Below are 20,498 nucleotides of genomic sequence, written 5' to 3' on the forward strand. Positions count from 1 at the left end.
TGAGTAATTGAAAAGGATAGTCATGAGACGATACGAAGTTACTTTCTGGAAGACGGGTTCTGATAAAGAAATATTGTATGTTGCGAGAGCTGTTGTTGGTGCTGATTCAACCGATGAAGCAGTTCAGGTGACATATGAGCTTCTTAAACCGAAGTATCCTGAAATAGAGGTTAATGATCGGTTTGTTGGGTACTGCCCCGATTTCTCAATGGCGTTTCCTAAAGAGCCTTGTGAACTTGCAACTCATTAACAAGCCGCTGAAATTCGTTTCGGCCACAAAATTCCTGATAATCAATTCCGCTCGCGTGATCCAAAGTTCTTAGATCAAAAGGAAAAGTACGGAAAGCGTCATCAAGAAAAACCAAAGAGCGAATGTCGCAACGTAATCCCCGCAACAGAGTTTAAGTTCGATCCAACGGCAATGACCTGCCATTGCCCAGCCGGAGAGAAGCTCAGTTTTCGTGGTGAGCGTTTGAGTGAAACTGGGCAATCCAAAGCCTTCTTCGAAGGTCGATTATTGCAATGCAGAAACTGCAACTTAAAACATGAATGCATGGAAAACCCCGAAGCTGCGAACCATCGCAAAGGCGCAGGACGACAAGTCTCCTTTACCATCAACGACAAACGCAAACCCACGTATACAGTTTGGATGACCAATTTGTCGGGAACAAATTGGTACGTCAGCCCTGAAAGGGCGAGCATCAGGGATGATGCGAGTAACCCAGAGTGGACAGTGACCATGGCAAACACATTTATAGCCATCGAATGTCGACAGTAGAGCCAGTCTTTACCAATATAGGAACCAATAAAGGCCGGAAACAGTTTGGCTTGCGAGGCAAAGCGAAAGTTCAAGGCCAATGGCAGTTGTACTGCATGATTCACAACATAGAAAAGATCATGCGGTACGGTGAACTGGCAAGATAAAGCGGGTATTTGGGCGTGATAGCGGCTCGTAGCCGAGTAATTACCTAAAAAGCCAAAATATCACTGAGATAATCAGAAGTAGATTCAATTTTTATTAATTATCGAATTGGATCATTAACAAAGGAAGAAGCTTGAAGAAACGGCTTTTAAATAGGTTTTTCTACAGGCTCGTTATGTGTATCTCAAGCCTCTGCCAGCCCCAAGTGCTTCACAAATGGCTTGAAATCTTTGTCAGAAAAAAGAAGAGGAAGTTTTCGCTCGATGCAAAAGGAAGCAATAATCACATCAGCAGTTTTTCGCACAGTAACTCCTTTTTTTCTTAAAGCTCGGAAGTTATCTGCGCTCTTTAGTGCCATGTCAGTGCCTAGCATTTCGAAAATGGTAACATCCTCAAATAACGCTCTAGCAGCCTTGTAGTCTTTATCATGTCTAAAGCCTTGCAATACCTCCGTCAGTATCAAGTCTCCAATAGCCACCGGTTTAAGGCCAAGAACATTATCAAGCTTGTCCGTCTGCTTATTATCAGTGCCACTGAAATAGTCTATCCATACACTGGAATCCACAACAATCATGTGGTGCTTCTCATCTCATCCAGATCACCCGTCCACTTCAGCTGGCCTCGAAAGCTCTTTATACCCTCTTGTTTCTTTAACCTTATCAAGGTCTTAAGGCCAAGCTCCACCACATCCTTTTTGGTTGTTAGGCCAGTAGCCTTTAGCACGTCATTCATCAGTTTGTCGTCTATATCAATATTGGTTCGCATATTCGGCCTCGCTATGTATAATCTACCAATGTGTATAAAGTATTGCGCATATACACATAGTGAGTCAAGCAATGCGACAGCAGCTGCGCATTCTCTAGGCGTTGAGGCTGTAGAAAAACCTATTTTTCACGTCTATTTTTGATAAAATAGAGCCTCTCACATGGAGTGGTTCTTATGCCTAAATTTAAGCCATACAACTACAACCAAACGTCAATGGTCGTGATTAACTATCAAGATCAATTGCAGCTAGGTACGTTTGAACACGCCATTCATTACCTCATTGATCAAAAACTCGATCTTTATGTATTACAACAGAACGCAAGATAAAGGCTTTTATACTTGTCTTTTGTACTTGTCTTTTGTACTTGTCTTTTGTACTTGTCTTTTGTACTTGTCTTTTGTACTTGTCTTTTGTACTTGTCTTTTGTACTTGTCTTTTGTACTTGTCTTTTGTACTTGTCTTTTGTACTTGTCTTTTGTACTTGTCTTTTGTACTTGTCTTTTGTACTTGTCTTTTGTACTTGTCTTTTGTACTTGTCTTTTGTACTTGTCTTTTGTACTTGTCTTTTGTACTTGTCTTTTGTACTTGTCTTTTGTACTTAGCGTTTTTTGTTGATGTCCGCTAAGAAAAAAAGAGCAAAATGCCATAGTCTTTTGTTACGGAAGTCTGATACTTTCAGTTTCATGATTACGAAGGACCTTTGGTTGCTGGTTCTTCTTCAATATGTTTTTACTCTCTAAGTGCGCACTGTCGCGATCTTCAGATGAAGGCAGTTCGAACTAGAAGGGCAGTTATGGAGAAAATTATGAAGATAATGGTTGCTGTGGATTTGTCAGAGTCGGGCGAAACGGTATTGGTCGAGGCTGAAAAAATCGCTAATGCACTGTCTGCGAAGGTATGGCTTTTACACGTTGCTGCACCTGATCCTGAGTTCGTAGGGATGGACGTAGGTCCGCAAACTGTTCGTGATAATATGTCGAAGAAATTTCATGAAGAGCATCGGCAAATTCAGGCGATTGCCGATAGATTTCGTAATACAGGTATAGATACCACGGCACTTCTTATACAAGGCGTGACGGTGGATACAATTCTAGCTGAAGCGACAAAGCTTGAAGCAGACATGATTGTTATAGGCACGCACGGCCACGGCGCTATGTATCGGCTTCTTGTGGGTAGTGTTAGTGAAGGGGTTTTGCATAAATCAACGTGTCCAATTTTCGTTATTCCTACGCACGAGCGAGATTGATGGGTTAGGGCACCTAAGATCTCGCCGATTTAGGTGCTCTATATTTTGAGTTGGTCTTATTTCTCGCATAATTTAACGTAATTTCTGTAGCCAATTTAGCTCGGAAAATTTCCTCGTGGTAAATCAAACCACAATGCCGTTAATTCAGTATTACCGGTATTTAGCGCTTTCAATACTTCGTCTTTAACGCCTATCGCATCTCCCTGTATAAGTTGATTACTATTTACCGTCAAACTGCCGGATATTATGTGCAAATAGCCAATTCGCTCGCCGCTATCAAGTGCGATGTTTTCACCTGGTTGGAGGACTAAGCGATACATCGCAGCATCTTGATGCATCATTAAACTGCCCTCACGCCCGTCGGCTGTTACCAGTGGGGTCAGGGTGCCATTTTGCGGTACTGCTTTTTGTTCATAACTAGGTTTGATGCCGGTTTTATTCGGCGTAATCCATATTTGTAAAAACTTCATGGCCTCGGTTTTAGAGTGGTTGAACTCTGAATGTGTGATGCCAGTTCCCGCGCTCATGCGTTGTATATCGCCTGCGGGCACTACGAAACTATTGCCCATGCTGTCTTTGTGTTCGATTGCGCCTTCAAGTACGTAGGAAATAATTTCCATATCCCGGTGGCCATGCTCTTGGAAGCCCGCCCCAGCGATAACGAAGTCGTCGTTGATCACGCGAAGCACCGAAACCCCCATGTGTTTAGGGTCATAGTAGTTACCAAACGAGAAGCTGTGATTGCTGTCTAACCAGCCAAAGTTGGCTGCACCACGTTGTTTAGCTGGACGTAAGTAGATCATTTGGATGCCCTCGGTTTGATTGGTAAATTCAGCATTTGATGAGAATATCGCTTATTAATTCGAACGAATATTGAGTTATATCGAGGATATCATTCGATTAATTAGAACTATCTGGGCGGTATTTCTGATGAACTTGACCTCGTCGCCGTCTCAAGTGATCTTAACTGTCGAGCTTTTTCTTGTAGAAGGATGTCGATGTCTGATTCTAGTGACAATACCTCCCCGATAGACAGTCCTTGCATTCGTAACTGCTGCTTAGATGCCAACGATGTCTGTGTTGGCTGTGGACGCTCGCTTGCGGAAATCCTAGCTTGGCACAACGCCAGCGTCGAAGACAAAACCCGTATCTTGGCGGAGTGCCAGCGGCGTAAACAGGCGTTAGCGAAAACGTGGCATAGTTAACACTATCTTTGGTCGAATACTCACCTGCATGCACCTAGCGTAAGGTCATAATACGAACGGAGGTGTTTATGAGTTATCAAGAAGAATATCGCGAAGCGCTGGAGCATCCACAAGCGTTTTGGAAGCGCCAAGCGCAGGAAATTCAGTGGTTTAAGCAACCGACTAAGATTCTTTCGAAAGATGAAAATGGCATTGACCGTTGGTTCGCCGATGGCGAGCTAAATACCGCGTTTTTAGCGTTGGATTATCACGTACTGCAGGGGCGTGGAGAGCAAACTGCGTTAATTTATGATTCGCCTGTTACCGGTAATCAGCGTAGTTATAGCTACAAAGAGCTGACTGCAGAGGTTGCGCATTTTGCCGGAGGGCTAAAGCGCCAAGGCGTTGGCAAGGGCGATCGCGTCATTATCTATATGCCTATGATTCCTGAGGCTGCTATCGCTATGTTGGCTTGTGCGCGTTTGGGGGCGATTCATTCTGTGGTGTTTGGCGGATTTGCTCCACACGAGTTGGCTGTGCGAATTGATGATGCCGAACCTAAAGTTATTGTTTCGGCTTCGTGCGGTATTGAGGTCAATAAGATCATTCCTTACAAGCCGATTTTGAATGATGCCATCGCTATGGCGACCGCAAAACCCGATACGTGCATTATTGTGCAGCGAGAGCAATGTAAATGTGAATTAGTGGCTCATATGGATATTACGTGGGAAGAGGCCGTGTATAACGTCACTCCCGCCGACTGTGTTGCCGTTAAGTCTACCGATAGCCTATATGTGCTTTATACCTCGGGCACGACTGGTAAGCCTAAAGGGGTCGTACGCGATAATGGCGGCCATGCTGTTGCCATGAAATACAGTATGGCCTCGGTTTACGATATGGGCATTGGTGATGTGTTTTGGGCGGCATCGGATGTTGGTTGGGTGGTTGGGCACTCTTACATTGTGTACGCGCCATTGTTGGCGGGCTGTACCACTGTATTTTATGAAGGTAAGCCGGTAAGAACTCCAGATGCTGGTGCATTTTGGAAAGTATGTGAAGCACACGGTGTTAAGGGGCTGTTCGCTGCGCCGACAGCATTTCGTGCGATTCGTAAAGAAGACCCAGATTGTAAGCTCGCCGAGAAATACGACCTAAGTAAACTCAAGACGATTTTTATGGCGGGTGAGCGCCTTGATCCGCCGACCTATGAGTGGGTTGTTGAGCATCTGAAGAAACCTGTGGTCGATCACTGGTGGCAAACAGAAACCGGTTGGGCGATTGCCGGTAATCATGTCGGTCTTGGATTAACAAGGGTAAAAGCAGGGTCGGTTACGCGACCTTCACCTGGGTATAACGTCGAAATTTTAGACTCCAAAGGAAAGCCAGTTGCTGCAAATGAACAAGGCAGTATCGCGATTAAATTACCTTTGCCGCCGGGGTGCTTACCGACGATCTGGGGTGATCATAGCCGTTTTGAATCAGGTTATTTAAATACCTATAAGGGGTATTACATTACTGGTGACGGTGGTTATTTAGATGACGAACACTATTTGTTTGTGCAGGGGCGTACCGACGACATTATTAATGTCGCCGGTCATCGCTTATCGACCGGTGAAATGGAAGAGGTATTGGCAGGGCATGATGCGGTTGCTGAATGCGCTGTTATTGGTCAAAACAGCGATCTTAAAGGCGAGGAGCCGATGGGGTTAGTGTTATTAAAAGATGGTATTACGATCGACGACAGCGAGCTTGAATTACAGTTAATTCAGCGTGTGCGTGATCAAATCGGTGCCGTGGCAAGTTTCCATCACGCTATTGTGGTGCAGCGTTTACCAAAAACTCGTTCAGGTAAAATTTTACGTAAAGTGTTGCGCAGTATTGCTAATGGTGAGGAGTATGTTGCACCGTCAACAATTGACGATCCAGCGTGCTTGGCGGAAATAGAGGAAATGTTAACGAAAAAAGGCGTGCGCCGAATCATTTAAATGCAATTTAAAACTCGCCATGGGAACTTTTGAATCAAGGGATTGCTCTTACATCGCAGTTAGTCTTTGTTTGATTTCTCTGACTAGCTACTGATTGCTCCCCCTTTTAAACCGGGCTTGCCCGGTTTTTTTACGCCCAAAATTTATGCTCGAATTAAATAATGCCTTGATCGAGTGCCATCGCCATTGCGGTTCCTAATTCCCGTGCTTGCAGAAGAAAATCATCTTGCCATTCGCCTTGGCAAATAATCGGATCCTGTACCCAGCGCCATCTTAGACCTGTCGTTATAGTCGATAGGGCATTTTGGGTGCCTGTGCCATCATGCCCTGCACGAATCAGAGCTGCGCACGGTAACCCTTGGGTAACTTCTAAACAGGGATAGTAAACACGGTCGAAAAAATCCTTTAATGCGCCGCTCATGTAGCTTAAATTTTCGGGCGTTAATAACACGATTGCCTGACTAGTAATCACGTCGTACGCGTCGGTATCGAAGGGCGATTTTACTTCCCAACTTACGTCTTCGCATTCGGCTTCTTCAAAACCATCGGACATAGCTTCAACTAAGCGGCGTAAATTTTCCGAAGGCGCATGGGCGACAAGTAATAAGCGTTTAGACATAGGCAACTAATGTTGGTCGTTAAATCTGTAAAATAGACCCCTAGCATAAAAGCCAGCGAACTTATGGTACAGCTAGAATTGCTATTTATTCTTGTTGCTTCGCTGTGCTTGCCCATCATATGCATTGGGAAGGACTGCTCCTGCCCAGTGCGATAGTCGTTAATTATGCAATCCAAACTTGTTTTATATTCACAAATTCACGAATCCCTTGGGGTCCAAGTTCGCGTCCGTAGCCAGACAGTCCGATACCGCCGCTGGGTAATCGAGGGTCTGTTTTTACAATGCCGTTCACGGCGACTTGACCCGCTTGCAGCGTATAAATAGCGCGTTCAATGCTATTTTCGTCCGTCGTCCAAATGCTCGACCCAAGTCCGTATGCGGTGGTGTTGGCCAGTTCCAGTGCGTGGTCTAAATCACGCGCTTTACTCACTGCCAGTACCGGCCCGAAGGTTTCTTCATCAAAGGCAGCCATGCCGGGCATGACGTCGAGTAGCAAGGTGGCTGGGTAGAAGAAGCCATCGCCTTGGGGCAGGTCTCCGCCGCACAAGCAACGGGCGCCAGCATCAATGGTGCGTTTCACTTGATCATGCAAACCAAGGCGTAAATCTTCGCGTGCAATCGGCCCTAGGGAGTCAGATTCTTTGCGCGGGTCGCCTAAGGTTTTCTGACTAAAACGTTGATATAGGCGTTCGCATACATCGTCGTAAACGGCCTCTTCGACGATAACGCGTTTTACCGAGATGCAAGATTGGCCTGCATTAATTAGCCGCGATAGGGTAATAATATCGCACGCTTTTTCTAAATCGGCGTCTGCCAGTACGATGCAAGGGTCAGACCCTCCCAGTTCGAGAACGGCGGGTTTAAGGCCTGCTGCGGCGCGCGCGGCAACCTTTTTGCCGGCATTACTCGAACCGGTGAACGACACGGCTTTAATACCGGGATGATCAATTATTTCGCCAATAAGATCCGTGGTGATTGGCAGATTTAGTGCAACGCCACCGGGTAATTCCGCTTCATGGAATGCAGCAATTAAGGCAACCGCGGTGCGCGGGACATTCGGGTCGGCCTTCATAATGCAGGTATTACCCGCCATCAGTGCCGGAGCCATAAAACGCAACGCCAGCCATACCGGTGCATTCCAAGGCAAAATCCCCAACACTGTGCCGAGTGGCTGATATTTAACATAACTATGTGAGGCGTCAGAGGCGAGCGTTTCTGCAGCTAAAAACTGCGCGCCGTTATCGGCATAGTACTCTGCGCATCCTGCGCTCTTTTCGACCTCGGCTAGGCCTTCGCGTAGTGGTTTTCCCATTTCTTCGGCCATCAGGCGAGCTAATTCATGTTTGGCATCGCGTAGGCATTTGGCGACGCGGCGCAATGCATCGGCGCGCTCGGCAATCGGTGTGTCCGCCCATAATGGGGCGGCGGTAACCGCCATGCCAACAATACGTTTAGCTTTCGCTGCATCTAAGGACGGAAAGATGGGAAGCGCCTCCCCCGTGGTTGGGTTGTTAGGAGTTAACATAGCTTTCTCCTTTTTTCTTTGCTGATTTAGCGTTTTCTTTGGAAGTAGGCAGTTCGATAGGTTCTGGTATTGTTGGTTCCGATTTTGGCATTTTAATATCGTTTATGCCTATTAACTGGGGTTTTTCAGCGTCGTTGGGCTTGACGCTAAAGTCGCGATCCATATCGAAGAATGAACGGCAGCCGTCATCGGTAATATAAATGGTATCGGAAATACCGCAGGTTTTATCGCCATCAACGCCCCACATCCAAGGAATTACGTGGAAGGTCATACCTTCTTTCAAAACGGTCGACTCACCTTGTTTTAAGCTGACGATGTAGCCTTCGTCCCAGCTTGGTGGAAAGGCAATGCCGATGGAGTAACCAGAGCGAGTAATTAAACGAGCACCAATATCATTGTCGGTAATAATGTTGCGCACCATATTATCGACGTCAGATACCGTCATGCCGGGTTGCACCATGCGATGCACGGCATTTAATGCCTGCTTCATCGTTTCTTGAGCTTTGTACATAGAATCGGATAATTCACCCAATACGACGGTGCGCATCATGGCGGTGTGGTAACGGCGATAACAACCGCCGACTTCTAAGAATATATGCTCGTTGGGTTGAATAACCCGGCCTTCCCATGTGGCATGACCAATCATAGTGCGCGGGCCAGAGGTCACGTAGGGCATTACCGCCGGTGGCTCGCCGCCAGCGCAGAACATACCGGCACTTATTGCCGCACCAATTTCATTTTCGGTAGCGCCTGCATGGCAGGCTGCAATACCTGCAGCCATACCGGCCTCAGTCGCGAAGGCAGCTTTTTTCATTAATTCAATTTCAACCGATGATTTACACACTCGGCCTTCTTCCACAATGCCAAAGCAATCGAGTAACTTGCCGTCTTTTAGCGTGGTGTGTATCACATCTTGGTGATACGCCGGGAAGAAATAGCTATTGCGCTCGTAGCCAATACGCTTATTCGATAAACCAAATTCACGCAGGGCATCGACCAGCATTTGGATGGCATCGCCGGTATCTGGGTAGGGGCGGGTGACCTCCACCCAGGTACGCGCAATCACATTCGATTCTTCCAGTGCTCGCGTAATCATGAACGGTTCTTTTTCTAGCGGTACAACTAAGGCTTGGAAGAAAGAATAACCGGTTGTTTGGTAGTCGGTTAAATACATAATATTTTCTGGATCAGAAATCACGACTGCATCTAAATGACGCTCAGCAATGCGAGCGCGCAAATCACCCAAACGGCGTTCATATTCTTCTGCCGGGAAAGTCATATCATCACGTTTAATCATGCGGCTTCCTCCATCACTGAGCGAGTGGCATTGATTAAAATATTTAAGCCAGCGACGAGATCTTCTTGTGGAATAGTGAGCGGTGGGATAAGTTTCAATACCCGTCCGCCGGTACCGCAGGCCGCAATAATAAGACCATCTTTAAAGCATTTTTGCACAATAGCGGAGGCGCGCTCGCCACTACCGACGTCCAATCCCATGACCATGCCTTTACCGCGTAATTGCAGGCTGCTGTCGCTTTTTAATAATGGCTGTAAGGCTTCTTTCATTTGCTCTGTTTTTTGTTTTACTTCGCTCATTAATTCATCGTTTTTAAAGTAGCTTAAAGCCACTTTACCGGCGACGAACGACAAGTTTTGGCCACGGAAAGTACCTGTATGTTCACCGGGTGACCAAAGCTTATCTAAATCAGGATGTACGAGATTCATTGCCATGGGCGTTCCTGCGCCACCAATGCCTTTGGCTAAACACACGATACCCGGCTCAATATCGAGATCATCAAAGCTGAAATACGAGCCTGTGCGGCCACAGCCGACTTGAATGTCGTCGATTATTAATACGGCACCAAGTTCTTTGGCTAATGCCTCGACTTTTTTAATCCATTCTTTACCGGCAACATTGACACCACCTTCGGCTTGAATGGTTTCTAATAAAATGGCAGCGGGTGCGGCCAGACCGCTAGACGGATCAAGATAGCGATTGCGTAATGCTTCTAAGCTATCTAAACCACAGTTTTGCTTGCAGCCTACACAAGGTTTTTCGCAGCCGAATGCCGTATGGCTGACATATGTTAATGGCACGCCAGCAGCGCCGCGGAAATATTGATTTGCCGTTGCTGCAAGTGCACCTAAGGTCATGCCATGAAAGCCGCGGCTGAAGGCTAAAATTTCAGTTCGCCCTGTGGCGCGGCGCGCTAATTTCATTGCTGCCTCTACCGCATTGGTGCCGGTTGGCCCCATAAATTGCATTTTATGCGGCATATTTCGAGGCTTTAAAATAATGTCGGTAAATGCCTGCATAAATTCAGCTTTGGCTGTGGTTTGCATATCGAGGCTATGGAGCACGCCGTCGCTTTGCAAATAATCAATCATGGCTTGCTTCATTAAGGGGTTGTTATGGCCGAAATTGAGTACGCCGGCGCCAGCGAAAAAGTCGATGTATTCTTTGCCTTGATCGTCTGTTTGACGGGAATTTTGGGCTTTATCAAAAACAACAGGGTATACGCGGCTATAGCCACGAATCGCAGATTCGCGCTGTTCGAAAATAGTCATAAGATTTCCTTTTTTAAAAAATATCGTGTTAAAGCAAGTTTTAAAAAAGGCTGGGGCTAGGGTGGTGTCCGCATACCGCTTAAGCGGCAAAACCAGCGACAAACGTCAGCAATTAAGCGGTCGTTAAAATCGTAGTAAGGGCTGTGGCAGGGCATGTTATGCCCCTTGCCATCGTCACTGCCCATCAGCGCAAATGCGCCAGGAATGGCATTTAAATAGTAGCTAAAATCCTCAGAGGCCATAATAGGGGTTGCTTGGCCATGCGCTAAACCTGCGTCGCCATGCAATTGCGACCATATTAAGCGCGCTGTTGTCGCTTGTTTTTCATGGTTAATGGTCGCGCTGTAGCGGGGAGTGTGTTCTATCTCGCATTTAACGCCATAAGCACCAGCGGTTTGTGTGGCAATTTCGGTAATTAAATTATTAATAAGAGTCCGAGTTGCTTCGTCGGGTACACGAATACTGCCGCCAAGTTCGGCGTATTGTGGTGTCACTGTTAGTGCATCGCCGCTTTGAAATTTAGTCACACTGACTACTGCTGTTTGTTGCGGTGCTATACGACGACTGCAAATTTGTTGCAGAGCAATGGTCATGGCACTGGCAGCGAGCAGTGGATCAGCACAGGCTTCAGGCTGACTCGCATGACCGCCTTTGCCGATTAAACGAATAGTAAAGGTACCATTACCGCACATTACAATATCATCCGGACAGGCCATCGTACCGTATGGCATGGCCGGCCAATTGTGCCAGCCATAAATTTCGCTAACGCCTTTTAATGCGCCGTCCTTTATCATTTCACGCGCACCATGGCCGCCTTCTTCGGCAGGCTGGAAAATAAGAACTATTTGGCGTTCGAGTTCGTCTTCGTGTTGTTTTAACCAGCGTGCAGTAGCAATTAATGTAGCTGTGTGGCCGTCGTGACCACAGGCATGCATGCAGCCTGGATTATTTGATGACCATTCTTTATTGGTTTCTTCTACGATGGGTAGGGCATCGATATCGGCACGTAAAGCGATAGCTGGTGCAGTGCCAGATTCATTGATATAGGCAACCGTGCCGGTAGCCGCGCACGCGCGCCAGCGAATATTTAGCTCGGTTAATGCTTCTCTAACCGTATTAGCTGTTTGTAGTTCCTGCCAAGATAGCTCTGGATTACGGTGCAGTTCACGTCGGAAATTTTGCGCAAACTTAATTGTGTCTTGCCAGTCGTTCGACATAAAGCGTCTCCTGCCTGGAATTCACGAAATTGTATTCGTAAAAACGATGTATTTGCTTTGTCGATTTGCTGCCTAATAGTGCGTTGCAATGGTTGTTCCAAAAAACAATTAATAATATTTTTTTATGTATTTTGCTTTTTGAATTAGAAATAAGCTTAGAAATCAGCGTTTTATGTTGTGTGAACGATTGTTGTGAAATTTAGAAAATAGAGTGCGTCTGTATGTGACGCCAGTGGAATAATATGGTTCAGAAAATTATGCACTGGCATGAAGCGCGACGATAAGTCTTGGTGCGTAAATTACTCTCGTTAATTTAGGATAGCTAATCACAGAAAAATTACGAGGTTTAATGCATCGCGCCGTTAAATCGATATTGTTAGAGGTTGAGCTGCTGCTTGGGCAAGAGCGCAAGATAATATCCGTCCTGCGGTTTTTTCGGCTCGGCTAGTAAGAATAATTGGAACTCTCGCCCCGACAAGCACACCCGCTGCGAGTGCATTGCCTAAGTACATTAATTGCTTGGCGAGGATGTTACCTGCCTCTAGGTCGGGTGCTAATAATATATCTGCATCACCGGCAACCTCAGATTCAATGCCTTTTTCTAATGCAGCCTCGCGGTTAATGGCATTATCAAAGGCCAATGGGCCATCTAATAATCCACCAATAATTTGCTTGCGGTCTGCCATTTTACACAGAGCCGCTGCTTCTATGGTGCTAGGTATATCAGGGTTTACTTTTTCAACGGCACTTAAAATAGCGACTTTTGGACAAGAAATACCAATATGGTGAGCCAGATCTATGGCATTAGCGACGATGTCTTTTTTATCACGCAGGCTTGGTTGAATGTTGATTGCCGCATCGGTAACAAGTAAGGCTTTGTGATATAGCGGAATATCCAGATAAAATACGTGGCTTATACGTCGTTCGGTACGTATACCGTTCACTTTATCGAGGACGGCACCCAACAATTCGTCGGTCGATAGACCCCCTTTCATCAACGCATTCACGGCGCCTTGTCGTACCAATGACACGGCTACTTCGGCGGAGTGATGGCTGTGCTCACTATTGTGTATGGGGAGGGCGCTAATATCGAGGTTGTTGTCAGCAGCACATTGAATAATGCGCTCTTCTGGGCCTACTAAAATAGCGTCAATAAGACCTAAATTATGCGCCGCCAAAGCACCTGCTAGAGAGTTGGAAGTTACCGGATGCACAATGGCTGTTTTGACAGCCTCGCTACGCAAGGCTCGTTCTAGTAGAAGTTGCATTCTTGGATGCTGAGTGAGTGCTGCATCCAGTTCTTCTTTCAAACGTCCTGCGGCGAGCGCTTCCATGTCTGGCTTCCTTAAGAGATGTCTGGGCGTACGCCATCTTGTGGTTTTATCACTAAAATATCGCATTCGAGTTTATCTACTAAAGCTTCAGCGGTATTTCCGATCAATACTCCACTTAATCCTCCACGACCGATAGTGCCCACAACAACAAGATCTGCTTCGGTTTCTTTGGCGATATCGGCAATTACTACATCGGTATCGCCTTCGCCAATATGAATATGATCATCAGCAATATTGAATTTCTTGGCCCAAGCGGCACAGCCTTCTTCATGCTGTTCGGTAATGTATTTTTGAATGTCATCAGGGGCTGTGACTTCAGGAACCATGGCAAAAGCTACAGCCACCATAGGGTAGGCATTGGCTAAGTGTAGGTCGGTCTCAAAATGATCGGCCAAGTGCTCCGCGAAGGATAAGATATTGTCGTTGATTAATTCATGGCCAGTATCGCGCGAGGTGGAGTCGATAGCAGCAAGAACACGGTTGTGCTTCCAAGGTGTTGCAGACTTCACCAACATAACTGGAGCTGGGCAATGGCGCATTAAATTCCAATCGGTGTGTGTAAATATCCGCTGCAATAATGTGTGCGGTTGAGTGCCTTTTATCACCAAATCGAAATCTGTATTGCGTATAGATTCAATGGCACCGTCGTGAAGATGCTTTTGCCAGTGAACTTCGGTGCGCACAGTAACATTGGCGACATCGCGATCTTCTAGCAGGCTATCGAGCCAGCTCTGTGCGCGTTGGCTCAGGGCACCTTTAATACTGTGGCGCGTTGCTTCGTCGATACGAGCGTTATCATCACCATAGGTATCCCATGCACAAGTCATTAATGTGAGATCTGAATTGGTTGCTTTGGCAAGCCAAACAGCACGGTCGAGTGCGTATTGCTCGGGATGTTCTTGATCCAGCACGACTAAAATGTGGTTGATGTCCAACATAACCTTCTCCCAAGCTTCAAAGTATTTCAATTACCTTAACGCTAGCACGATCGAGTTGTCTTGTGTTGGGTCAATATTGCCTATGTATTATGACTGTTAGGGTTTAGCCGTGGATTGTTTGCGTTAATGATCATTTAGCAACTCAATCATGGCTCTTGCTGCGTTAGAGAGCGTGCGGTGTTTTAAATGGATGAGTCCTAGGTGGCGAATGGGAGAGGTGCCCGGCCAGACTAGTGTGTGGAGCTGGCCATCAACCATATTTTGCGGCAGTAGTGACCAGCCCATACCGACCGACACCATCATTTTGATGGTTTCTAAGTAATTGGTCGGCATTGGCGCATTGAGGGTCAAGCCGCGCTCGCGGAAGGCTTCGTCGACTAAACGATAAGTAATAGTATCTGGTTGCGGCAGTATCGCAGGCGTGCTGGCAAGATCCTCTAATGTAACTTGCTCTAACTGAACCAAGCGATGATCCGGAGCGCAGACGCACACCATAGTGTCTTGCCATAGCGGTATTTGCTCTACGTCTTCGGCATCACTTTCCTCTAACGTCGTTAGGGCGAGTTCAACTTGGCGTAATGTCACGGCTTGATAGGCTCGCTCAGATCCCATGAATTCTAAATTGAGTTGGGCGCTTGGGTAGCGTTGAACGAATTCTCGTAATACTGGTGGTAGACGATGCAGACCAATGTGATGGCTGGTCGCAAGTGAGAGATACCCACTGACTTGGCCCTCCATATTTACAAGATGGAGTTCTGTGTCGGTGACTAAATCGAGTATTGCGCGCGCTCGCGGAAGGAGGTTATGACCAGCTTCTGTAAGGCTAATGGTGCGATTGTGGCGGTCGAATAGGGTAACGCCAATTTGCTGTTCTAGCATTTGAATGCGCTTACTTACCGCTGATTGGGTTAGATGAAGATCTTCCCCGGCTGCAGAAAATGAACGATGCCCAGCAACAGCCAAGAAAGCTTTTAGTGATTGCGTATCCATAACCATTCTCGCCTTAGAATGTGTTTAATTTATTGTATTCCTATTTGGAATTCAAACTAGAAATAATATGAATTTGAGTTGTTACCTGCCTGCGGTATCCTGTGCACAGTGATAGCAACCCGCAGAGCATAGAAGGAGTCATCCACATGGCCGGGAAAACCTTGTACGACAAATTATGGGAACAACATCTTGTTAAAGAACGAGATGATGGTACTGCCTTAATTTATATCGACCGTCAATTACTGCACGAAGTAACCTCGCCCCAGGCTTTTGAAGGCTTACGCATTGCGGGTCGTAAACCTTGGCGTTTGGACGCCAACTTGGCAACACCAGATCACAACGTGCCAACGACCTCATTTGAACGTGAATCAGGCATTGCCGGTATTCAAGATCCGGTATCGCGTATTCAGGTGAAAACCTTAGATGAAAACTGCGATGAATTTGGTATCACCGAATTCAAAATGCAAGATATCCGTCAGGGTATTGTGCACGTAGTTGGCCCAGAACAGGGGGCGACATTGCCAGGCATGACCGTGGTGTGTGGTGATTCGCATACGGCAACCCACGGTGCCTTTGCAGCCTTGGCGCATGGTATTGGTACGTCAGAAGTTGAACACGTGATGGCCACCCAGTGTTTGATTCAGCGCAAAATGAAAAACTTGTTGATCAAGGTTGAAGGTGAGCTTGGCGCAGCTATCACAGGTAAAGATGTTGTTTTGCATGTGATCGGAATTATTGGTACCGCCGGTGGTAACGGTTGCGCGATGGAATTTGGCGGTTCTGCTATTCGCTCAATGAGCATGGAAGGCCGTATGACCATGTGTAACATGGCCATTGAAGCCGGTGCTCGCGTAGGTATGGTTGCTTATGACGACATCACTGCGGCGTATGTAAAAGGTCGCCCATATGCGCCGAAAGCGGATCAGTGGGAAGCGGCAACCGCTGCGTGGAAAGATTTAGTGTCTGACGATGACGCGGTATTCGATAAAGTTGTAGAAATTCGCGCCGAAGATATTAAGCCACAAGTGACTTGGGGTACTTCACCTGAGATGGTCACTACCATTGATGGTCGTGTGCCAACGTTGGAAGACGCTAAAGATGATGTAGAACGTTCTGGTTTCGAACGTGCTTATAAGTACATGGGCTTAACGCCGGGCCAAGCGATTACCGATATTCAATTGGATCGCGTCTTTATTGGTTCTTGCACTAACAGCCGTATCGAAGATTTACGCGCTGCGGCTGAAGTGGCCAAGGGTCGTAAAGTGGCGGCTACTTTGAAGCAAGCATTGGTTGTACCTGGGTCTGGTTTAGTAAAAGCTCAGGCTGAAGAAGAAGGTCTGCACGAAATATTTATTGCTGCTGGATTCGAATGGCGTGAGCCTGGTTGTTCAATGTGTTTAGCAATGAATGCGGATAAATTAGGTAATGGCGAACATTGTGCCTCAACGTCTAACCGTAACTTTGAAGGTCGTCAGGGTTACGGCGGTCGTACGCATTTGGTGAGCCCTGCGATGGCAGCGGCAGCCGCGATTGCCGGTCATTTTGTCGATGTTCGCGAACTTTAAGGGGGATAACAGTGAAACCATTTACAGTACAAGAGGGCATTGTTGCCCCAATGGATCGTGCCAACATCGACACGGACATGATTATTCCTAAGCAGTTTTTAAAGTCGATTAAACGCAGCGGTTTCGGCCCCAATTTATTCGATGAATTGCGTTATTTGGATGAAGGCCAGCCAGATGCGGATAACAGTGGTCGCCCGCTGAATTCTGATTTCGTATTGAATAAACCACGTTATCAAGGTGCGTCGGTATTATTGGCTCGTGAAAACTTTGGTTGTGGTTCGAGCCGTGAACACGCGCCTTGGGCATTGGAAGATTTTGGTTTCCGCACCATCATCGCGCCAAGCTATGCCGATATTTTCTTTAATAACAGCTTTAAAAATGGTCTGTTGCCAATCGTGTTAGACGAAGCAACCGTTGATCGTTTATTTAAAGCGGTTGAAGCCAATGAAGGTTATAAATTAACAATTAATTTAGAAGCGCAGACCATTGTTACGCCAGATGGTGAAACAATTCCATTTGAGGTGGATAGCTTTCGCAAGCATTGTTTGCTGAATGGTTTGGATGATATCGGTTTGACGTTAATCGACGCTGATGACATTCGTGCGTATGAAGCGAATCGTCGCGAGAAATCGCCGTGGTTGTTTGGCGCTGGTTGATATTGGTTAGGCTTTAGGCTGCACAACATTTGTATCGTATTTACTCGCTGACTCGACGTGAATCCATCCCGTTACACCATAAAGGGAAACTCGGGTTCGGAATCCATGGCGGAGTAGTCAGCCGAGCAAATACGGTACAATGTTTGGTAATTTGAGCTGCCGCAGTCTAGTTGTGAAATATGAGCCGTATTTTTTGACACTGGTTGATATTGGTTAGGCTTTAGGCTGCACAACATTTGTACCGCATTTACTCGCTGACTCGACGTGAATCCATCCCTGGAGTCTCGGCTGCGCCATCCATGGCGCAGACGGTCAGCCGAGCAAATACGGTACAATGTTTGGTAATTTGAAACGTCGCAGTCTAGTTGTGAAATATTAGCCGTATTTTTTGACGCTGGTTGATATTCGCCTGGTCTGTACAATGTTTCATGATTTTTAAGCGCTGTACTCTGCTGGTGAAATGCAGCTTCAGTTTTTAAGTGATGCTTAATATTGGATTTCTATACCGTTTTAATCTCGGTTTAGATGGAATAAAGGGTGTATTCGGGTTCAGTGAACTGACCGTCTGCGCCATGGATGGCGCAGCTCGAGCCTCCAAGGACGGATTTACGGCGGGTCAGCGAATGAAGCCGGATACGCCCTGAATCTCGTAGCGAATAAAGCCGGATAGGCCCTGAAGCTAGCGGCGAATAAAGCCGGATATGCCCATACAGAATTGCAAATATAGGTTGAGAAAAGAATGAGCAAAAACATACTCGTACTACCGGGCGACGGTATTGGCCCAGAAATCGTCACCGAAGCGGTGAAAGTATTAAACACTGTGAATGAAAAATTTAACCTCGGCCTGACCCTAGAGAATGGTTTGGTCGGTGGAGCGGCCTATGACGTACACGGTACGCCGCTGCCAGAAGAAACCATGAGCAAAGCGCGTGCAGCCGACGCTATTTTGTTAGGCGCTGTGGGTGGTCCTAAATGGGATGCCCTAGAAGATCGCGAATTACGTCCTGAAAAAGGCCTGTTAGGTTTGCGTTCTGGTTTGGAATTGTTCGGTAATTTACGTCCTGCGATTTTGTATCCGCAATTGGCCGATGCCTCTAGCTTGAAGCCTGAAGTTGTTTCTGGCTTGGATATTTTGATCGTACGCGAACTGACCGGTGGTATTTATTTCGGCAAGCCACGCGGCATTCGCGTGTTAGAAAATGGCGAACGCGAAGGCTATAACACTTACGTTTATAACGAATCTGAGATTCGTCGTATCGCTCGCGTTGCATTTGAATCGGCGATGAAACGCAATAAAAAATTGTGCTCCGTGGATAAAGCCAACGTATTAGAAGTGACTGTGCTGTGGCGCGAAATTTTAATTGAAGTTGGTAAAGAGTATCCTGAAGTCGAGTTGTCGCACATGTATGTCGATAACGCCGCGATGCAGCTGGTTCGCGCACCGAAGCAGTTTGATGTGATGGTTACCGGGAACATGTTTGGCGATATCCTGTCGGATGCTGCAGCGATGCTCACCGGATCTATCGGTATGTTGCCGTCGGCGTCGTTGGATAAAGACAACAAAGGTATGTACGAACCATGTCATGGTTCGGCACCGGATATCGCAGGTCAAGGCATTGCTAATCCATTGGCAACCATCTTGTCAGCGGCGATGATGTTACGCTATTCACTGAATGAAGTAGCGGCAGCCGATGCGATTGAAGCGGCGGTAAGCAAGGTATTGGATCAAGGCTTACGCACAGGTGATATCTGGTCGGCGGGTATGGAAAAAGTTTCCACTGAACAAATGGGCGAAGCAGTTGTTGCTGCTTTGCTATAAGGATAAAAGGTTTTAAACATGTCTCTACAAAAAGTAGGCCTAGTCGGCTGGCGCGGCATGGTGGGCTCTGTGCTCATGCAGCGCATGCAAGAAGAAAAAGATTTCGACCTGATCGAGCCGGTATTTTTTACCACCTCTCAGGCGGGTAAAGCAGCTCCAGATTTCGCTGGTAAAGATTGCGGCACTCTGTTGAGTGCGTTTGATATTGATGCGTTAAAAGCGCAGGACGTGATCATTACCTGCCAAGGTGGCGATTACACCAAAGAAGTGTATCCAAAGCTGCGTGAAGCAGGCTGGAATGGTTATTGGATCGACGCTGCGTCTTCATTACGTATGGCGGAAGATGCAATCATCGTTCTTGATCCAGTGAACAATAAGGTCATCGAAGCGGGCATTCAGAGCGGCGTTAAAACCTACGTCGGTGGTAACTGCACCGTTAGTTTGATGTTGTTGGCATTAGGCGGTTTGTTCGAAAAAGATTTGATTGAGTGGGTTGCTCCGCAAACCTATCAAGCGGCTTCGGGTGCTGGTGCGCAGAATATGCGTGAGTTGATCAGCCAGATGGGTGCTATTCACAGCGATGTAAAAGCCAAGTTAGATGATCCAGCGACGGCTATTTTGGACATTGATCGTCAGGTGGCAGAATTTATCCGCAGTGATGATTATCCAAAAGAACAGTTTGGCGCACCTTTGGCGGGAAGTTTGATCCCTTATATCGACTCACAATTGGTTTCTGGCCAGAGTCGTGAAGAGTGGAAGGCTCAGGTTGAAGCCAATAAAATTATGGGAACGACTGAAAAGCCAGTGCCTATTGATGGCTTGTGTGTGCGTGTCGGTGCGATGCGCTGTCACAGCCAGGCGATCACTATCAAGCTGAAAAAAGATATTCCAGTCAGCGAGATTGAAGCTATTTTGGCTGCCCACAATGATTGGGTAAAAGTGATTCCAAATGAGCGCGAAGCCAGTATGCATGAGCTTACACCGGCAAAAGTTACCGGTACATTGAGCATTCCTGTTGGGCGTATCCGTAAGTTGACCATGGGCCCAGAATACATTTCTGCGTTCACTGTTGGTGACCAGTTATTATGGGGCGCGGCTGAGCCACTTCGCAGAATGTTGCGCATTTTGCTTAATGCTGCTTAAAAAATAGGCAAAAAAGAGCGG

20 protein-coding genes and 2 pseudogenes are annotated in these 20,498 nt (G+C 46.8%); 11 read left to right on the forward strand and 11 right to left on the reverse strand.

Annotated features, from left to right (window positions below; translation table 11 throughout):
• Window positions 1-22 precede the first annotated feature (22 nt).
• The 3 genes and pseudogenes from TOL_RS07285 to TOL_RS19415 all read left to right on the forward strand — a co-directional run.
• Window positions 23-250, forward strand: a complete 228-nt coding sequence (locus tag TOL_RS07285; protein ID WP_015486667.1) for a hypothetical protein — start codon at window positions 23-25, stop codon at window positions 248-250.
• Window positions 251-280: 30 nt separating this feature from the next.
• A pseudogene (locus TOL_RS19505) lies at window positions 281-652 on the forward strand (transposase); the annotation flags it as partial.
• 71 nt (window positions 653-723) lie between these two features.
• Window positions 724-924: pseudogene (locus TOL_RS19415) on the forward strand (transposase); the annotation flags it as partial.
• Window positions 925-1,106: 182 nt separating this feature from the next.
• Here the strand turns inward: TOL_RS19415 and vapC are convergent.
• Both vapC and TOL_RS07295 read right to left on the reverse strand, forming a co-directional pair.
• Window positions 1,107-1,496 (reverse strand): type II toxin-antitoxin system VapC family toxin, encoded by a 390-nt coding sequence (gene vapC / locus TOL_RS07290; RefSeq protein WP_015486669.1) that lies wholly within the window; start codon window positions 1,494-1,496, stop codon window positions 1,107-1,109.
• Window positions 1,493-1,687, reverse strand: a complete 195-nt coding sequence (locus tag TOL_RS07295) for a type II toxin-antitoxin system VapB family antitoxin (protein WP_015486670.1) — start codon at window positions 1,685-1,687, stop codon at window positions 1,493-1,495. Before TOL_RS07295 ends, vapC begins: the two co-directional genes overlap by 4 nt.
• A gap of 174 nt (window positions 1,688-1,861) precedes the next feature.
• On the opposite strand from TOL_RS07295, the gene TOL_RS19030 reads away from it, so the two are divergent.
• A complete protein-coding gene (locus TOL_RS19030) occupies window positions 1,862-2,014 on the forward strand; it encodes a hypothetical protein (RefSeq protein ID WP_015486671.1) in 153 nt (50 codons plus the stop codon).
• 479 nt (window positions 2,015-2,493) lie between these two features.
• Window positions 2,494-2,934 carry a universal stress protein gene (locus TOL_RS07305; RefSeq protein WP_015486673.1) on the forward strand — a complete coding sequence of 147 codons (441 nt, stop codon included), beginning with the start codon at window positions 2,494-2,496 and terminating at the stop codon, window positions 2,932-2,934.
• Window positions 2,935-3,029: 95 nt separating this feature from the next.
• On the opposite strand, the gene TOL_RS07310 is transcribed toward TOL_RS07305, so the two are convergent.
• Window positions 3,030-3,737, reverse strand: a complete 708-nt coding sequence (locus TOL_RS07310; protein WP_015486674.1) for a pirin family protein — start codon at window positions 3,735-3,737, stop codon at window positions 3,030-3,032.
• A 195-nt stretch (window positions 3,738-3,932) separates the two neighbouring features.
• Between TOL_RS07310 and TOL_RS18735 the strand changes: the two genes are divergently transcribed.
• Together TOL_RS18735 and TOL_RS07315 are read left to right on the forward strand one after the other, a co-directional pair.
• Entirely contained in the window at window positions 3,933-4,139 is a 207-nt protein-coding gene (locus TOL_RS18735; RefSeq protein WP_015486675.1) for a DUF1289 domain-containing protein, read from the forward strand.
• A 68-nt stretch (window positions 4,140-4,207) separates the two neighbouring features.
• Entirely contained in the window at window positions 4,208-6,103 is a 1,896-nt protein-coding gene (locus tag TOL_RS07315) for a propionyl-CoA synthetase (protein WP_015486676.1), read from the forward strand.
• 154 nt (window positions 6,104-6,257) lie between these two features.
• Here the strand turns inward: TOL_RS07315 and TOL_RS07320 are convergent, their stop codons facing one another.
• The 8 genes from TOL_RS07320 to TOL_RS07355 all read right to left on the reverse strand — a co-directional run bounded on the left by TOL_RS07320 (window position 6,258) and on the right by TOL_RS07355 (window position 15,294).
• A complete protein-coding gene (locus tag TOL_RS07320) occupies window positions 6,258-6,722 on the reverse strand; it encodes a flavodoxin family protein (protein WP_015486677.1) in 465 nt (154 codons plus the stop codon).
• 163 nt (window positions 6,723-6,885) lie between these two features.
• Complete coding sequence (locus TOL_RS07325; RefSeq protein ID WP_015486678.1) at window positions 6,886-8,247, reverse strand: NAD-dependent succinate-semialdehyde dehydrogenase; 1,362 nt, start codon at window positions 8,245-8,247, stop codon at window positions 6,886-6,888.
• Complete coding sequence (gene doeA / locus TOL_RS07330; RefSeq protein WP_015486679.1) at window positions 8,234-9,544, reverse strand: ectoine hydrolase; 1,311 nt, start codon at window positions 9,542-9,544, stop codon at window positions 8,234-8,236. Before doeA ends, TOL_RS07325 begins: the two co-directional genes overlap by 14 nt.
• Complete coding sequence (locus TOL_RS07335; RefSeq protein WP_015486680.1) at window positions 9,541-10,815, reverse strand: aspartate aminotransferase family protein; 1,275 nt, start codon at window positions 10,813-10,815, stop codon at window positions 9,541-9,543. The genes doeA and TOL_RS07335 overlap by 4 nt, the downstream gene beginning before the upstream one ends.
• A 56-nt stretch (window positions 10,816-10,871) precedes the next feature.
• Window positions 10,872-12,032 (reverse strand): N(2)-acetyl-L-2,4-diaminobutanoate deacetylase DoeB2, encoded by a 1,161-nt coding sequence (doeB2, locus tag TOL_RS07340; RefSeq protein ID WP_015486681.1) that lies wholly within the window; start codon window positions 12,030-12,032, stop codon window positions 10,872-10,874.
• 362 nt (window positions 12,033-12,394) lie between these two features.
• Window positions 12,395-13,366 carry a bifunctional enoyl-CoA hydratase/phosphate acetyltransferase gene (locus TOL_RS07345; RefSeq protein ID WP_015486682.1) on the reverse strand — a complete coding sequence of 324 codons (972 nt, stop codon included), beginning with the start codon at window positions 13,364-13,366 and terminating at the stop codon, window positions 12,395-12,397.
• An 11-nt stretch (window positions 13,367-13,377) separates the two neighbouring features.
• Window positions 13,378-14,304 carry a universal stress protein UspE gene (uspE, locus tag TOL_RS07350; protein WP_015486683.1) on the reverse strand — a complete coding sequence of 309 codons (927 nt, stop codon included), beginning with the start codon at window positions 14,302-14,304 and terminating at the stop codon, window positions 13,378-13,380.
• Window positions 14,305-14,427: 123 nt separating this feature from the next.
• On the reverse strand, window positions 14,428-15,294 hold the full coding sequence (locus TOL_RS07355; RefSeq protein ID WP_015486684.1) for a LysR family transcriptional regulator: 867 nt from the start codon (window positions 15,292-15,294) through the stop codon (window positions 14,428-14,430).
• A gap of 146 nt (window positions 15,295-15,440) precedes the next feature.
• Between TOL_RS07355 and leuC the strand changes: the two genes are divergently transcribed.
• From leuC to asd, 4 genes are all read left to right on the forward strand, one after another.
• Complete coding sequence (gene leuC, locus TOL_RS07360; protein ID WP_015486685.1) at window positions 15,441-16,859, forward strand: 3-isopropylmalate dehydratase large subunit; 1,419 nt, start codon at window positions 15,441-15,443, stop codon at window positions 16,857-16,859.
• 11 nt (window positions 16,860-16,870) lie between these two features.
• Window positions 16,871-17,515, forward strand: coding sequence for a 3-isopropylmalate dehydratase small subunit (gene leuD / locus TOL_RS07365; RefSeq protein ID WP_015486686.1), 645 nt, complete (start codon window positions 16,871-16,873; stop codon window positions 17,513-17,515).
• A 739-nt stretch (window positions 17,516-18,254) separates the two neighbouring features.
• Window positions 18,255-19,334, forward strand: a complete 1,080-nt coding sequence (gene leuB / locus TOL_RS07370; protein ID WP_015486687.1) for a 3-isopropylmalate dehydrogenase — start codon at window positions 18,255-18,257, stop codon at window positions 19,332-19,334.
• A gap of 18 nt (window positions 19,335-19,352) precedes the next feature.
• Entirely contained in the window at window positions 19,353-20,477 is a 1,125-nt protein-coding gene (gene asd / locus TOL_RS07375; protein ID WP_015486688.1) for an aspartate-semialdehyde dehydrogenase, read from the forward strand.
• Window positions 20,478-20,498: the final 21 nt, after the last annotated feature.

Origin of the sequence: Thalassolituus oleivorans MIL-1 (genome assembly GCF_000355675.1) — a bacterium.
GTDB classification, from domain to species: domain Bacteria; phylum Pseudomonadota; class Gammaproteobacteria; order Pseudomonadales; family Oceanobacteraceae; genus Thalassolituus; species Thalassolituus oleivorans.

Coding starts and splice junctions, on each gene's coding strand:
- TOL_RS07320 (WP_015486677.1), bottom strand. CDS start 6,722: ATGTCTAAACGCTTATTACTTGTCGCCCATGCGCCTTCGGAAAATTTA.
- asd (WP_015486688.1), top strand. CDS start 19,353: ATGTCTCTACAAAAAGTAGGCCTAGTCGGCTGGCGCGGCATGGTGGGC.
- TOL_RS07335 (WP_015486680.1), bottom strand. CDS start 10,815: ATGACTATTTTCGAACAGCGCGAATCTGCGATTCGTGGCTATAGCCGC.
- leuB (WP_015486687.1), top strand. CDS start 18,255: ATGAGCAAAAACATACTCGTACTACCGGGCGACGGTATTGGCCCAGAA.
- leuC (WP_015486685.1), top strand. CDS start 15,441: ATGGCCGGGAAAACCTTGTACGACAAATTATGGGAACAACATCTTGTT.
- TOL_RS07295 (WP_015486670.1), bottom strand. CDS start 1,687: ATGCGAACCAATATTGATATAGACGACAAACTGATGAATGACGTGCTA.
- TOL_RS07285 (WP_015486667.1), top strand. CDS start 23: ATGAGACGATACGAAGTTACTTTCTGGAAGACGGGTTCTGATAAAGAA.
- doeA (WP_015486679.1), bottom strand. CDS start 9,544: ATGATTAAACGTGATGATATGACTTTCCCGGCAGAAGAATATGAACGC.
- doeB2 (WP_015486681.1), bottom strand. CDS start 12,032: ATGTCGAACGACTGGCAAGACACAATTAAGTTTGCGCAAAATTTCCGA.
- uspE (WP_015486683.1), bottom strand. CDS start 14,304: ATGTTGGACATCAACCACATTTTAGTCGTGCTGGATCAAGAACATCCC.
- TOL_RS07325 (WP_015486678.1), bottom strand. CDS start 8,247: ATGTTAACTCCTAACAACCCAACCACGGGGGAGGCGCTTCCCATCTTT.
- TOL_RS07355 (WP_015486684.1), bottom strand. CDS start 15,294: ATGGATACGCAATCACTAAAAGCTTTCTTGGCTGTTGCTGGGCATCGT.
- TOL_RS07315 (WP_015486676.1), top strand. CDS start 4,208: ATGAGTTATCAAGAAGAATATCGCGAAGCGCTGGAGCATCCACAAGCG.
- TOL_RS07310 (WP_015486674.1), bottom strand. CDS start 3,737: ATGATCTACTTACGTCCAGCTAAACAACGTGGTGCAGCCAACTTTGGC.
- TOL_RS07345 (WP_015486682.1), bottom strand. CDS start 13,366: ATGGAAGCGCTCGCCGCAGGACGTTTGAAAGAAGAACTGGATGCAGCA.
- TOL_RS19030 (WP_015486671.1), top strand. CDS start 1,862: ATGCCTAAATTTAAGCCATACAACTACAACCAAACGTCAATGGTCGTG.
- TOL_RS18735 (WP_015486675.1), top strand. CDS start 3,933: ATGTCTGATTCTAGTGACAATACCTCCCCGATAGACAGTCCTTGCATT.
- TOL_RS07305 (WP_015486673.1), top strand. CDS start 2,494: ATGAAGATAATGGTTGCTGTGGATTTGTCAGAGTCGGGCGAAACGGTA.
- vapC (WP_015486669.1), bottom strand. CDS start 1,496: ATGATTGTTGTGGATTCCAGTGTATGGATAGACTATTTCAGTGGCACT.